Below are 14,836 nucleotides of genomic sequence, written 5' to 3'. Positions count from 1 at the left end.
TTATACAGCAGGTCGCCGTATAGCACAAACAGACCTCTGTCATTAGACAGTCTAAATTGTGTAAATTGGTGCTATTTAAACAGCGTTATATAGGCCAAGATATAAGCGCTAGCTTAACCAATGAAAGCGATACGCAAGCCATGCTACTATCGCACTCACTGAACCGGTCAAAATACCACCCCATACAAAGTCAACCAACGCTGTATCTAGCGTAAAGCCTTTATACAGTGCCAAATTGGTAAAGTCGTATGTGCCATAAGCCATCAAGCCAATCAACCCGCCGAGTAAGAAGATATGACCAACGGATGCGCCAGCTTTGATTTGCGGATATAAAACCAAAATACAAAGCGCCAATATATAAAACATATAAAACACGCCAGCGGCTATCATATTTGGCTCATCGGCCAATAGATGTCCGATACGCGACTCATAAAAGGCGCCTTTCATGGTCGTCAGCCAGACAGCATCGACACCCAAAAAGATAACCACAGCAGCGAGATAAATAAAAACGTAACCCATGATATTACCTCTTATAAAATGAATAGAAACGGATAAAAGTTATAGTGTTAGTCTTGGTTGGATAAAGTCTAAAAATGCCAAAATACGCGAAGATACGGCACTGTTTTTGTAATATACCGCCTGTATGGCTTCACGGTTGTTTGGTCTGACTATCGCCTCAGGCAATACTTCAACCAATTGTCCAGATTCCAAATCTTCACCAATCATAAAATGTGACAATAAAGCAATACCTTGATGATTCAAACATAACTGACGTAAGGTCTCGCCGCTACTGGCTGTCATGTGGAAATTCAGTTTAACTGGTGTTTTTAGTGGCCAACTATTTAGTTTTGACGCATCGTTAAAGCCAATCAATTTGTGAGTGCTTAAATCATCAATATTCAAATCATCAATATGAGTCACTTCATCATGCTGGTGTAAGTATTCAGGACTGGCTACTAGCCGCAGTTTACTTTTACCTAATAGACGCGCATGTAGATTTGAGTCTTTTAAATCACCAATTCTGATAGCCAGATCCGTCTTGTGCTCAAGTAAATCAATAATATTGTCATGCGAGGTAAGGTCGAGAGTGATGTGTGGGTATTGCGCCACAAAATCACCAACCAATGGCGTCAGTTGATGAAAGACAAACGGGCTCGCGGCGTCAATCCGTAAATGCCCACTTGGCGCTTGTTTTAACAGCTTAAGCGCCTCTTCACCGGTATATAACGTATTTAAACTCTCACGCGCATATCTTATAAAGACATGCCCTTCCTCCGTCAGCTCCAAGCGCCGTGTCGTTCTATTTAGCAGCGTGCATTGCAGCGTGTCTTCGAGCCTGGATACCGCACGAGATACTTTGGCAACTTGTTGATTCAGCAAGTTGGCAGCGCCAGTAAAGCTACCCGTATCTACTACCGTCAAAAATATCTCTATATCTTCTGTTTTAGCATGTCCCATCATCATGTTTACCTTTACAAAATTGACAAAGGTATTTTGTCATTTGTGCTGTTTTTTGCAAACTATAAATCGGTCAAACTACGCGCATCATTTAATTATTAGGATGTCGTTATGCCACTCGCTTTATGGGCGCTTACTCTAAGCGCATTTGCAATTGGGACAACCGAATTTGTCATCGTTGGATTGGTACCAACTATTGCCGCCGATCTGGGCGTAAGTTTACCTTCCGCAGGGTTACTCGTCAGCCTATATGCCGTCGGTGTCGCTATCGGTGCCCCTATACTTACCGCACTCACTGGCCGCTGGAACCGAAAAATCGTACTGATGAGCCTAATGGGTCTGTTTGTCCTGGGCAACTTGCTGGCTTGGCAAGCACCCAGTTATGAAACCTTAATACTTGCCCGTATCTTGACCGGTCTGGCGCATGGTGTGTTTTTCTCTATTGGTTCCATGATTGCTACCAGCCTTGTCAGTAAAGAAAAAGAAGCCAGCGCAATTGCCATTATGTTTACTGGGCTTACCGTGGCGCTCGTCACTGGCGTACCTTTAGGTACATGGATTGGACAGCATTTCGGTTGGCGCGCTACGTTTTTGGTCGTCTCAGTACTGGGTTTAATTGCTTTAATTGGTAGCGCCATATTGGTACCAAAAAACCTAAAAAAATCTATCCCTGCAACGTTCAAAGAGCAATTACAAGTCATTGTAAAACCACAACTACTGCTGGTTTATCTAATGACTATTCTTGGCTATGGCGGTACGTTTACGGCGTTTACCTACCTAGCACCTATCTTAGAGCAGCAGACCAAATTTGCGCCATCAGCCATTGGTCTCATCATGCTCGTATATGGCATGTCCGTTGCAATCGGTAATATCTGGGGCGGAAAACTTGCAGATAAACGTGGCCCTATTAGTGCGCTTAGCATTATATTCAGCGCCTTAAGTGTCATTCTTTTACTGTTCACCTTTACTATGCAGTCCAAGATTGCCGCAGTGCTGACTATTCTGGTATGGGGTGCGTTCGCCTTTGGTAATGTACCAGGCCTACAGATCTACGTGGTCAAACAAGCTGAAAAATATACGCCGAACGCTGTCGATGTCGCTTCTGGATTGAATATTGCTGCATTCAATATCGGTATTGCATTAGGCTCAATCATCGGTGGTAGCGTGGTTGAAAATATGTCATTGCAAGACACAGCTTGGATCGGCGCTGTTATTTCTCTAATGGCGTTAGCGGTCACACGCTACTCAGGTCTACGTGATAAGCGTGCCCTGCAAGCATCGTAGAGCTTTTCAATATACAACCTTTCGATGTAGAGCTTTTCAATGTACAACCTCTCAACATATGGGTCTCAAACTGTTTATGCAGTATGAGACCCTATGAATGTTATGAACAAACCATATCTATATCACCTAACTTATACTGGTGCTGTGTCTGACGTATCTTCTTCACTAAAGGCTGTCTCATCGTTCAAAACCGTTTTATGATTTAAGACGGCAGATGGCAAATCAGAAAAATGTAGCGTATCAATGTTGTTAGGCTTCACCGCAGTAACTTGTACCACACCGATCGTGCGCTCCAAAAAACCACCTTCGCAATAGCAAAAGTAAAACTCCCATAAGCGGATAAAGGCATCGTCATAGCCAAGCGCTTGAATCTCTGCACGCTGCGCTATAAATGCAGCACGCCAGTCACGCAGCGTGTACGCATAATCAAAGCCATAATCATGCAATTGTTTGACGACCATATCGGTCTGTTCAGTAAATTGTGTCGTCAGCTCTTGGTTTGAGAGCAGACAACCACCTGGGAAAATATGCGTTTGGATAAAATCAACCGAGTCGATATAGTCTTGATAATTCTGATCATTAAAAGTGATGGCCTGCAATACCATAAGACCTGTCGGCTTGAGTAAGCTATTACACTTGGCAAAGAAAGTCGGTAAATACTCATGCCCCACCGCTTCAATCATCTCGATACTGACTAACTTGTCATATTGACCTGTCAGCTCGCGGTAATCTTGTTTGAGTAGCGTGATTTTGTCAGACAGACCTGCCGCCTCAACTCGTCGCTGTGCCTCATCATACTGGGCATCAGAGATAGTCGTGGTGGTCACATGACAGCCGTAGTGCTTGGCCGCAAAGATAGCAAAACCGCCCCACCCTGTACCAATTTCAATCACATTATCATCAGCACTAAGCTGTAAACGTTGGCATATAAGCGACAGTTTGTGCTGTTGTGCATCGCTAAGCGTCACATCAGGCGTCGGATAGACTGCTGATGAGTACATCATCGTATCGTCCAAAAATCGCTCATACATGTCATTGCCCAAATCATAATGCGCTAGGATATTGGATTTGGAGCCAGATTTGTCATTGCTACGTAGCTGATGCTTCGCTTTTTCAAAGGCTTTACTAATACCAGCAAAACGATCCTCTAGTTTATTGAGCACTGCTAAGTTACGAGCTGCCAAACGAATCAAACCTGTTAGATCATCCGTATCCCATTCACCATCGATATAGCTGTCTGCTAGCGCGATAGAGCCACCAAGTAATAGCTGACGATAGACAGCAGAATCATGAATCTGTAATGTCACGTGTAGCGAATGGCGACCAACCGCCGAGCTACTAGCGTCATTAGTAGCTACCTTACCAAAACTACTTGTCTTAGGTTCCTGCTCGTCAAATGTTTCAATCAGCGTGAGGCTACCAAACTGTATATGCTGTAGCGCACGAAAGATAAGCTTTCTCGCTAAGTTATTCACACTATTGCTGACTGGCTGTAGTACCGCGCTTTCATTAACTACTTTGCTCACACGAGCAGTTAATTTTTCTATTTTTGTGACTGGTGCTCGATCGGTCGGTCGTGCTGGCATCGTGTATTTATCCTTGTTTAAATGCTTTATTTTTAGTGGTTCATTTTTAGTATTACATTGATTAGATTTTTGGATTGTTGATATTTAAAAATTGCTGGAACTATAAGAAGTCTTTTTAACCATTATCTTTCTGTTGACTGTCGGCCAATTTTTCATCGTAGTTGATATATGGCACCTTTTTAATCGCATAGAGCTTAAACGCGTGCCAATAAATACGGGTTAAGGACGTTATATTCATCAATGGGTTTTTTCGCAAGCTATGACGAACAGCATCTTCTGTCATTAGCACCCCTGATATCTTTATACCAGTTTTTAGCACTTCACCGCGCTCATCGCTAATGTTGATAGCGATACGCACTTGTAGGCCAGTATTAAGTTGCTCGTCTGTCTTTATACGTTTTACCGTAACCTGCCAGCGGTACAGCTGATCGATAGGGTTAAAAGGTGATACGTGAAAGTCCTTGTCATGACAGAACTCAGTATCCTCTCCTTCTAACAAAAACCCGTAGTAATGACGCTTGTCCCATGGCGTATTAGACACTTCAGCCAGCAGATGAGTTGGCGTCTGCTGTGCATCAAACCCCAAGTAAAAGTTAACTGGGCTAAAGTACATGCCCACATTACGGCAGACAAGTAATCCCAAAATATCGCCTTCAGGCGCGCTCCCTGCATGTTTTTCAAATGCTTGGCTTAGACGTTTTTCTAGTGCTTGAATAGACTGTGTACTACTATCATGTTTTTTATCATTGCTTAGGCTATTATTACTCTGTAGGTCAGTATACTGTAGATAGTCATCAGCACAGAATCGTTGTAGCGCCTTTTTCTTTGCTGAAAATAGAGGTAGACCTTTCGCTAGCAGCTTTTTCGGTAATACTTTACGTAATGGTAATTTTTCTAAAAACTTACTCTCATCAAATGACGCCGTGTTAATTTCAGGAAGTTCCTGTCCTGCCGCCAGCGCACTAATATTAACGCCCCAATAGCGATAAGGGTAAACGAATTTATTTACACTAGGTAACAGCCGACTGTGCCATGTCGTACCCTCAAATAGCTGATGCGGCAATGCAGTGGTATCATAAGAATACTCATGACTTGGCATAGCATGGGTATCTTGAGCGGACGTGGTCATAAATAGTCTCTTGGGTAACGGCGTACTTTTTATATGGCGAATATTTCAAAACACTTAGAATACATAACAGCATTAATCGTCATATTATTTGGTTTTACGGCGACCGAATAAGCCACGCTTCTTATATTGGCTCGTATCAGCAGTTGAACTCTGTAAACGATCAGCATACTCAACCAGCTCCTGATTGGTTGTCGCTGTGGTTACTTCACGCTTGTTCAGTCTGCGTAATTTGATATCCGCTTTTATAGGCAAGTCTTTATAACGAAACGGCGTATGCGCGCTATCAGCGTCAGGTAAATGAGCTGGATCAACCTCGTCTTTTATATCAATATCAAGACCAAGCGCCTGACAGACGCGTAATCCACTGCGTACGCCATCTTCATGAAAGCCATTAAACCAATAAGCCCCGCAGAAATGCGTGTGCGAACCGTTACCCGAGATACTCGACCATTTAGTCTGCGCCTCAATCATCGCAAGATCGAACACTGGATGACTATAATCGATGCTCTTAATTATCTGCTTATCATCGACGCTTTTGTTGTCTATAGCTGGATTTAATGTGACCAAATAATTGTGTTTTTTGGTCAGGCGTTGCAGGATATTCATATGATAAGTCAGCACTGGCTTTGTAGGTACCTGTGCGTTTCCAGACGCTTGCTCATCCTTAACACTGCCTGAAACTGTTTCATCTATTAAGTAATTCCAGCTTGCCCATGCCAGTGGTTTCTTAGGTAAAACACTGGTATCGGTGTGCAGTACAGCCGTGTTTTTGGTAAAGCGGAAATGACCTAGCACTTCAGATTCATCGGTGCTCGCATCCTTTAAAATCTTTAATGCGGTATCTGCATCACAAGCAAATATAACTTCATCGAATACAAGATTTTCGCTACGGTTGTCAGAGTTACCTTTATCCTGCACTGTCAAAGCATTCTGTACCGTCAAAGTCACTTGCTCACCATCACGCACTACAGACTGTACTGGGCTATTGACTCGTATCTTGCCACCCGCTTTGATAAAGCGCGGAATCAATTTATTGACGTACTGCTTTGAGCCGCCTTTTATCGTAAACCACTGCGGACGGTTGACCACATCCAGTAACCCGTGGTTGTCAAAGAATTGTGCAAAAAACACCAAAGGAAATTCTTGCACTTCATCTAGACTGGTTGACCAAATAGCCGAGACCATTGGCAGTAGATAGTTATCGGTAAATAGCTGACCGTATTTCTTTTGTGCTAAGTAACCACCGAGCGTTTGTTCTGCAAAGCTACTGACATCTTGTCCTTGGGCGCGCGCGCTATCATAATCTTGGCGTAGCTGTTTGATATGCTTATTAAACTGTAAGATATCCTTGATGAATTGCCAAAATTTTGGATTGAGTACATTTTTACGCTGTGATAATAAAGTGTTGAGCGTATGACCATTGTATTCAAAATGACGTGCAGTGTTTTTGACAGAAAAGCTCATATCCGTCGCCTGAAACGGCACCTGCAACTCATGAAGCAAACGAAAAAAGTTCGCGTATGTGCGCTCATTAAAAACAATGAACCCTGTATCTATCGCACTACTCTCTACATTGCTACTCTTTGCTTTTTTACCGTCCTGTAGTGCCACGTCAATCGTATTTACATGTCCGCCGATATAATCATTGGCTTCAAACACCGTCACATCATGTTGCGTACCTAGATAATGGGCGCATGTCAGTCCTGATACACCTGAGCCAATGATAGCGATACGTTTTGGGGTAGTTTGATGGTCAGAATCTGTTGTAGCATCGGTAGCATTCTTTTGGTTACTTGCACGCTTGAAACGAGTAAACGGCATAAAAGCATTCCCTTCTGTATTTTTCTGTCGATATGATGGCTGAGAGTTCTATTAATAGTAGATTATTTTTTATTGAGTTTTTCGCTAACTTGCTGCCAGATCAAATCAGGCAACGTACCTAATGCCTTTAATGGCATAGTCAATTTCTTTGGAAATTCAATCACATCATGCCCGCTTTCGATACCGTCGCGTATAGCCTGACTGGCCTGCGCTGGCGTCTGGATAAATGGCATCGGAAAGTCATTCTGTTTGGTCATCGGTGTCTCAACAAAACCAGGTACAACTAAGCTGACTGAAACATCATGCGGAGCAAGGCTAATCTGTAGGGTCTTCATTAGATAATGGATAGCAGCTTTTGAGCTACCATAGGCCTCAGCTCGCGCAAAAGGCACATAAGCAGACGCTGAACCGATACCGACCAAGCGACCTTTTGAAGCGATTAGCTTTGGCAGCACTCCTTCGATCGCATGAGACAACGTACCCATATTGACCGACATGACTTTCATAAAGACACTGCTATCAAAGTTCGGCATATCTAAGTACTCGCACATGCCAGCACCGCAAATCGCTAGATCGACATTGTCGATTTTTTCAAAAGCTTCGATGACCTTTTCTCGATCCATGAGGTCTAAATCAATCGTTTCTGCGCCTAACGCCTGAAGTTCAGCCAACGCTTCGTCGTTACGGCCAACTGCATATACATGATGATCTGCTAGCAGATAGTCTTTTGCCAACTGCTTGCCAATGCCTGACGTCGCCCCAGTAATGAGAATATGTAATTTTTCAGTAGAATCTGTCATCGTAAATATCCTTTTTGAGTATTCTTATCTTTTTAAGTATTTTCATAATATGGAATTAATGCTCTTAAACTGATTGCTTAATGAAAATTTAGATTTTTGATAACAGCTAGCTATTATTGTTATTATTATTCACAAATATCATTGGTCGCATTTCATTAAGCTATAAGCCATTTTATTTAACAAATCTAAATAATTATAGTGGTCGGCTACAGGTTTATTGTTGTGTCTTCGCAATCGTCTGGGCTCAAGCTTAATCTCAGCGTGTTGTTTGTCATTTCCACAAGGATACTGCTATCACAAGCGACAACACAATATTCTGTTACTAGGGTCATAAGACAGCTCAATATCAGCATGCTACAATGCAAAAACTAATGCAAAAACTAATGCAAAAACTAATGCAAAAACTAATGCAAAAACTAATGCAAAAACTAGCAATCGCGTCGTTTGCCGAAGCATCATCACCATCGTCTATAGTCGAATGAGCACCGTATCACGGTAAGATGATGCTATCTTTTCTTAAACTATCTGACATCTTGTCCTGATAGCAATGAAAACGTTATATAATTAATATCAGATTTCCACCAACCCCACCCTCATATAAAAAAGGATCTCTCATGAGCGAGTTGCAACTGTCTGACCGCGTCAACAACATCCAACCATCACCTACGCTAGCGATTACCAATAAAGCCAAAGAGCTAAAAGCAGCTGGTAAAGACATTATCGGTTTGGGCGCTGGTGAACCTGATTTTGATACCCCTGAACACATCAAAAAAGCAGCAATCGATGCAATCAATGATGGCTTCACTAAATATACGGCTGTCGATGGTACGCCAGAGCTAAAAACAGCCATCATCGAGAAATTCAAGCGCGACAACGACATCAGCTATGAGCCAAATGAAATCCTAGTATCGGTCGGTGGGAAGCAGTCATTCTTTAACCTTGCCCAGGCGTTTATCAATCCTGGCGATGAAGTCATCATCCCAGCACCATATTGGGTCAGCTATCCTGACATGGTTATCATCGCAGAAGGCGTGCCAGTCATCGTCAAATGCCCAGCTGAGCAAGACTTCAAAATCACTCCTGAGCAGCTAGAAGAAGCGATCACTGACAAGACTAAACTATTGGTATTAAACAGCCCATCTAACCCAACGGGTATGATTTATACATTAGATGAGCTAAAGGCCATCGCTGAAGTATTGAAAAAGTATCCACAAGTCTATGTAGCTTCAGACGATATGTACGAGCATATCCGCTGGACAGGCGATAAGTTCTACAATATCTTAAACGCGGCACCTGAACTAAAAGATCGCGCTATCATCTTGAACGGTGTGTCTAAAGCGTATGCGATGACAGGCTGGCGTATCGGCTATGCGGGTGGCCCTGCTAAGCTAATCGGCGCGATGAAAAAGGTACAGTCACAGTCTACTTCATGCCCGACGTCAATCAGCCAAGTGGCAGCGGAAGCCGCTATCAGTGGTGATCAGAGCGTACTAGAGCCGATGGTAGCCGCCTTTGAGAAGCGCTGTGACCTAGTCGTAGATGGTCTAAATGCCATCAAAGGCATTACTTGCCTACGTCCTGATGGCGCATTTTATGTCTATCCAAATATCGTACCGCTAATCAAAGCGGCTGGCCTGTCGTCATGTACTGAATTCTCAGCATGGTTATTGGACAAAGTAGGCGTGGCAGTTGTACCTGGCGATGCATTCGGTCTTGGCGGCTATATGCGTATCTCGTACGCTACTGATGAAGCAACGTTGAAAGATGCCCTATCACGTATCGAAAAAGCAGTGGCTGATTTGGACGTTGCTGAATAAATCGTAAAGAGCAACGAGTCTTACCGCTGTTCATAAAAAAGACGCCCTATATACACTATAGGACGTCTTTTTTTACGAGAGTCTTAGGTATAACTAGGAAAAACACGCTATCTCGTCATTAAAATGATAATTTTTACTAATTATGCAAAAAAAGGCTTGACGTATTTTTTAACTTTGCTAGAATACGCCCCACTTAGCAAGAACTCGTTAGAGACTTCTAAGGCTCGTTGTAAGCGATTAAACACTTACAGCCTATTCTCCAATAGCTCAGTTGGTAGAGCAACGGACTGTTAATCCGTGTGTCCCTGGTTCGAGCCCAGGTTGGAGAGCCACATTTTAGTAGTAAATTTCTTGAGTCAACTTTGATTCAATTATGGCATTTGCCAAAACCCTCATCAATTTGATGAGGGTTTTTTTATGCGTATCATTTAAGGTCTGTTGAACATTCAAATGTGGTACTGGCAGTGACTATTTTTTAGACAATACGCAGTGAAATTTTTGACGCCTAGTCGTTCTAGGTTAGACAATTTCGCCATGTATTGGCAAAAAGTAGCCCTGCCCTCCACTCGAGCACAGCTCTCGTCTTGCAAACGGGCAAAGCAGTGCTTTACTCGATCCGTTCTCAAGGCTGATGCTAGAATCACCTCAAACGTTGTTGCAAGCCTAGTTAAGGTCTCGACATTATCGTCGGTTTACGCCTAGTTTGATGCGATTTTCGCGATCAGCAGTCCTAATATTTGAATGTTCAACAGACCCTAATATTGTTTATCTATTTTGCCGCTTTGATAAGCGCTAATCACTACTTTATTTCATACTTGATTATGACCATGATATTTAAAAATGAATATCATAGTCACGATAAAACATTACTGTAGCAAGTTCTCTATTGGCTAGCTTAGCTTGGCAACATTGTTAGCATTGGCAACCAGAATACCAATGCCAACAATGTCACTAACAACACAGGCGGCGTGATCAGTAGACCAATCTTTATGTACTGTCCCCAGCTAATTTTGTAGTCCTTCTCTGCCAATACATGTAGCCATAGTAAAGTAGCCAGACTACCAATCGGCGTAAATTTAGGTCCCAAATCATTACCAATGACGTTGGCATAAATCATTAGCTCTCGCGTTGCAGCAGGCACTTGTGCTTGATCAATCGCAAGCGCGCCGACTAGGGTTGCTGGCATATTATTCATAACAGAAGCGACTATCGCTGATAAAAACCCAGTTCCAACGGTAGCAATGACTGGGCCTTGTTGACCCAACCAGTTGAGTACTTGCGCACCATAGGCCGTAAGCCCCGCATTACCTAAACCATATACCACCAGATACATACTAATTGAAAATAGTACGATTTGCCAAGGCGCTTTACGTACTACATCGCTCACAGAGACCACCGCACCGCGACCGCCCTGCCATATGCGGCCAGCGATTGCCATTAGCGCAACAGCAGCGATACCCGTGACCAGTGAAATAGGTAGCCCCAACGGCTCAGTCGCAAAATAGGCGACCAGTAGCAAACCTAATAGTGGAAAAGCAGCTCGAAACACCAATGGATCGGTAATAGCAGACTCTGGAGCGCTTAGCTCACTAGTCGAGTAAGTTTTTGGAATATGACGTGCATAGACAATCCACAATACCAGTAGCGTCGCTAATACAGACACTATATTGACTGGTACCATCACCGCCGCATAACGACCAAAGCCTATGTCAAAATAATTGGCACTGACGATATTGACTAGATTTGAGGTAACCAATGGCAGGCTTGCCGTATCAGCGATAAAACCAGTGGCTATGATAAATGCCAGAGCTGATGGTGGCGAAAATTTCAGACGCAGCAAGATAGCGATGACGATCGGAGTTAGTAATAGCGCAGCACCATCATTGGCAAAAAAGGCAGAAATAAAGGCGCCCAATACGACAATCATCGGAAACAACAAACGCCCTTGCCCATTGCCAAGGCGTGCTACGTGTAATGCAGCCCAGCCAAAAAACCCTGCCCGATCTAAGATAAGCGAGATGATAATCAACGCCACAAAAGTAAAGGTCGCATCCCAAACAATATCCCAGACGATACCCACATCTGATAGCTGCACGACGCCAAGCGCTAACGCGACTAAGGCACCACCCATGGCGCTCCAGCCGATACCCAATCCTTTAGGTTGCCATATAACTAAGACTAAAGTGACCACAAAAATAGCAAATGCAAGCATTGTACAACCTTACTTAAGCTGATTTTATTCAGCCGATTTAATATAGGAAATTAGATCGATTAGGAGGTTAGATCGATTTTTGATTAACGCGGCTCGATAGTTCTTCAGCACTCTCAACGCGTTCTGAATAACGATCAGTGAGATAATCTGAACGTCCGCGTGTGAGCCAAGTAAACTTCACTAGCTCCTCACAAACATCGACAAGACGCAGATATAACGGAGACATATCCATACGATTGTCGTCGTTGAACTCTAAGAACGCTTTGGGTATCGAAGATTGGTTGGGGATAGTAATCATCCGCATCCAGCGCCCGAGAATACGCATTTGATTGACTGTATTGAAGCTCTGACTACCGCCGCTGACTTGCATCAGTGCTAGGGTTTTACCTTGAGTTGGACGTACGCCACCTAGGGACAGCGGTATCCAGTCGATTTGCGCTTTCATGATACTGGTGATACTGCCGTGACGCTCTGGACTGACCCACAGCATGCCTTCTGACCACTGCGCCAGCTCCCGCAATTCTTGCACTTTGGGATGGTCTGAGTCTACATCGTCAGGCAACGGCAAGCCGGATGGATCAAACATTTCTACTTCACAACCATACCAACGTAGCAATCGGCTAGACTCTTCAGCAGCCAATCTAGAAAACGAGCGTGCACGGACAGAACCGTATAGCACTAATATTTTCGGTGGATGACGTGAGTCATTTGGCGCAACCAAAGAATCAATGTCGATAGGCTGAAGATTATCTACATCAATATTGGGTAAATCGTCTAAGCTAAATTCTGGCGAAACAGTAGGATCAACTGCTAATGTTTGGTCAACCTCAGTGTTTATCATGAGTAACAACCTCGCCGTCTTCTTTTGTGAAGCTACTTACTGGATTGGCTAGCAATTCAAACACACGTTCAGAAGGACGGCATAGAGCAGCGCCTTTATCAGTCACTACGATAGGACGATTGATTAAAATAGGATGCGCAATCATGGCATCGATAATTTGATCGTCAGACAACTCAGGATTATCTAAACCAAGCTCATCATTGATAGCTTCTTTGCTTCTTAATAACTCTCTAGGCGAAATCTGCATTTGTGCCAATAGCTCAACTAAGCGGTCGCGCGTTGGTGTATTTTTCAGATATTCCACCACTTCTAGCTCTTCACCCGACGCTTTAATAATGGCAAGTGTGTTACGAGAGGTTCCGCATTTAGGATTATGAAAGATTAATGGCTTCATAGTGTTTACACCTATTTTATGTATTTATTGAATTGATAATTGGTTTAATTATTACCTTGCTCAGCAGACTCATTTACTCTGCAGCCACTCAGGCTATCCATGAGTGACGCACACAATTCTGGATGTCCCGCACAGCAATCTTGCAACAGAAACTGAATGACGTTATCCATATGTGATAGCGAAGCACGATAGATAATCTGTCGGCTATGACGCTGTGAGACCACCCATCCTGCCCGTGCTAGCACCGATAAGTGGGCTGACATTGTGTTATGAGGAACAGAGAGCTGACGGGCTATTTCACCCGCAGGTAGGCCTTCAGGCTCATGGCTGACTAGCAGCTTAAAAGCCTTTAAACGAGTATCTTGAGAGAGCGCAGCAAAGCTTGCGATAGCATTAGTTATTTCCATATGTCCAATAATACAGACATATTAAAATAATTCAATGTTTTTTGAACGGTTTTTTCGCTTATTTTAAGTGTCAAAACTTAGTAAAAATGCGACGATAAATATATTTTCTAAGCAGTTGATGCTAATACTTACTAACATAAGATTAATTACTACGTATGCTCAAGTAGCTATATTACATGTTCGCGTGAAGACAATGCTTAACCACTTTGAGTCTAACCTTCTCTGATGGTTTGAGGCTACCATTTATCCAAAAATCATTATCTAGCTTATCCATATGATTTTCAGATCTTTTCGAATGCTCTTTTTTAAAACCAAAATCCTTTAACTCAATTAACGTATAGCCCTGCTTTTCCTCCTCGCTGAGTAACACTTTAGGAATCCAACCATTAATTTTTATTGCATGATCTAGCTTAAAATTAATACTAAAAATTAACCAATATTGAGTTTCCTCGCCTTCATCTGTTAAATAACTCAATGTAAAATTATTTTTATACCAAAAAATAAAATTATCCGTGGATTTTAAGAAATACCAAGTTAAATCCAATAATTCTCTACAACGTTCAATATTAGGCGGTAGAGCATCATTATGTTCAATGTCATTTCTAATAATCATCATCTGTTTTAACATATAAGGTCGAACTAAGCCTAAAGACTCTAAATATTCTAGATATCCTTTTGGTGAATCAGATAAAGCAATTTTTTTGAGCGAATATACGTGTTCTATAAACTTTAGTCTTTGATTGAGACAGCGCTTTAAGTTAGAAACAACATCTACTCGATTAAACTCATTTGCATTCCCTGTCAAAATTAAGTCAGCATGATTCCAAAGATCGTATGCTCTCAGATGATCTGCTTCGTTCGTATAACTATAGCTCTCTATTGTTGCAGGCCAATCTAATACTGAATCGCATAACCACATATATTCTTTCTTCATATTTTATTACTCAATTTTTCTAACTGATTAACATCATTATATAGAAACTTAGAACAGACCAACCTTAAAAAACAATCTTTGTAAAGTTGCCTCACCTAGCCTTTCAATAAAATGCGTAAAGATAAAAAAGCCAAGAAATCTAATGGTAAAAGT

At 42.5% G+C, this 14,836-nt stretch carries 13 protein-coding genes and 1 tRNA gene; 3 read left to right on the top strand and 11 right to left on the bottom strand.

Going from position 1 to position 14,836, the window contains the following annotated elements; translation table 11 throughout:
• Nucleotides 1-108: 108 nt before the first annotated feature.
• Nucleotides 109-519, bottom strand: coding sequence for a DUF2177 family protein (locus tag ACI2IW_RS03575; RefSeq protein ID WP_404692671.1), 411 nt, complete (start codon nt 517-519; stop codon nt 109-111).
• 39 nt (nt 520-558) lie between these two features.
• Entirely contained in the window at nt 559-1,464 is a 906-nt protein-coding gene (locus tag ACI2IW_RS03570; RefSeq protein ID WP_404692670.1) for a LysR family transcriptional regulator, read from the bottom strand.
• A 105-nt stretch (nt 1,465-1,569) separates the two neighbouring features.
• Here ACI2IW_RS03570 and ACI2IW_RS03565 point away from each other — a divergent pair, with 105 nt between their 5' ends.
• Nucleotides 1,570-2,742 (top strand): MFS transporter, encoded by a 1,173-nt coding sequence (locus tag ACI2IW_RS03565; protein WP_404692669.1) that lies wholly within the window; start codon nt 1,570-1,572, stop codon nt 2,740-2,742.
• Between the two features lie 131 nt (nt 2,743-2,873).
• On the opposite strand, the gene ACI2IW_RS03560 is transcribed toward ACI2IW_RS03565, so the two are convergent.
• From ACI2IW_RS03560 to ACI2IW_RS03545, 4 genes are all read right to left on the bottom strand, one after another.
• Complete coding sequence (locus ACI2IW_RS03560) at nt 2,874-4,328, bottom strand: class I SAM-dependent methyltransferase (protein WP_404692668.1); 1,455 nt, start codon at nt 4,326-4,328, stop codon at nt 2,874-2,876.
• 115 nt (nt 4,329-4,443) lie between these two features.
• Nucleotides 4,444-5,457, bottom strand: coding sequence for a DUF1365 domain-containing protein (locus tag ACI2IW_RS03555; RefSeq protein ID WP_404692667.1), 1,014 nt, complete (start codon nt 5,455-5,457; stop codon nt 4,444-4,446).
• Between the two features lie 84 nt (nt 5,458-5,541).
• Entirely contained in the window at nt 5,542-7,278 is a 1,737-nt protein-coding gene (locus tag ACI2IW_RS03550; protein WP_404692666.1) for an NAD(P)/FAD-dependent oxidoreductase, read from the bottom strand.
• A gap of 62 nt (nt 7,279-7,340) precedes the next feature.
• The gene (locus tag ACI2IW_RS03545) at nt 7,341-8,078 is read right to left on the bottom strand and encodes an SDR family NAD(P)-dependent oxidoreductase (protein ID WP_404692665.1); all 738 of its coding nucleotides are present in this window, start codon (nt 8,076-8,078) and stop codon (nt 7,341-7,343) included.
• 614 nt (nt 8,079-8,692) lie between these two features.
• Between ACI2IW_RS03545 and ACI2IW_RS03540 the strand changes: the two genes are divergently transcribed.
• Both ACI2IW_RS03540 and ACI2IW_RS03535 read left to right on the top strand, forming a co-directional pair.
• Complete coding sequence (locus ACI2IW_RS03540) at nt 8,693-9,895, top strand: pyridoxal phosphate-dependent aminotransferase (RefSeq protein WP_404692664.1); 1,203 nt, start codon at nt 8,693-8,695, stop codon at nt 9,893-9,895.
• A gap of 256 nt (nt 9,896-10,151) precedes the next feature.
• Nucleotides 10,152-10,227: transfer RNA gene (locus ACI2IW_RS03535), tRNA-Asn, on the top strand.
• A 563-nt stretch (nt 10,228-10,790) separates the two neighbouring features.
• Here the strand turns inward: ACI2IW_RS03535 and ACI2IW_RS03530 are convergent.
• The 5 genes from ACI2IW_RS03530 to ACI2IW_RS03510 form a co-directional block, all read right to left on the bottom strand.
• Entirely contained in the window at nt 10,791-12,107 is a 1,317-nt protein-coding gene (locus tag ACI2IW_RS03530; protein ID WP_404692663.1) for an arsenic transporter, read from the bottom strand.
• A gap of 67 nt (nt 12,108-12,174) precedes the next feature.
• Nucleotides 12,175-12,948 (bottom strand): arsenical resistance protein ArsH, encoded by a 774-nt coding sequence (gene arsH, locus ACI2IW_RS03525; protein ID WP_404692662.1) that lies wholly within the window; start codon nt 12,946-12,948, stop codon nt 12,175-12,177.
• A complete protein-coding gene (arsC, locus tag ACI2IW_RS03520; protein ID WP_404692661.1) occupies nt 12,935-13,342 on the bottom strand; it encodes an arsenate reductase (glutaredoxin) in 408 nt (135 codons plus the stop codon). The genes arsH and arsC overlap by 14 nt, the downstream gene beginning before the upstream one ends.
• Nucleotides 13,343-13,386: 44 nt before the next feature.
• A complete protein-coding gene (locus ACI2IW_RS03515; RefSeq protein ID WP_404692660.1) occupies nt 13,387-13,749 on the bottom strand; it encodes an ArsR/SmtB family transcription factor in 363 nt (120 codons plus the stop codon).
• Between the two features lie 172 nt (nt 13,750-13,921).
• On the bottom strand, nt 13,922-14,683 hold the full coding sequence (locus ACI2IW_RS03510; protein ID WP_341609661.1) for a hypothetical protein: 762 nt from the start codon (nt 14,681-14,683) through the stop codon (nt 13,922-13,924).
• Between the last annotated feature and the right edge of the window lie 153 nt (nt 14,684-14,836).

Origin of the sequence: Psychrobacter sp. NPDC078501 (assembly GCF_044900935.1) — a bacterium.
In the GTDB taxonomy this organism is placed as follows: Bacteria; Pseudomonadota; Gammaproteobacteria; order Pseudomonadales; family Moraxellaceae; genus Psychrobacter.
This window is presented reverse-complemented; position numbering and strand designations above follow the sequence as displayed.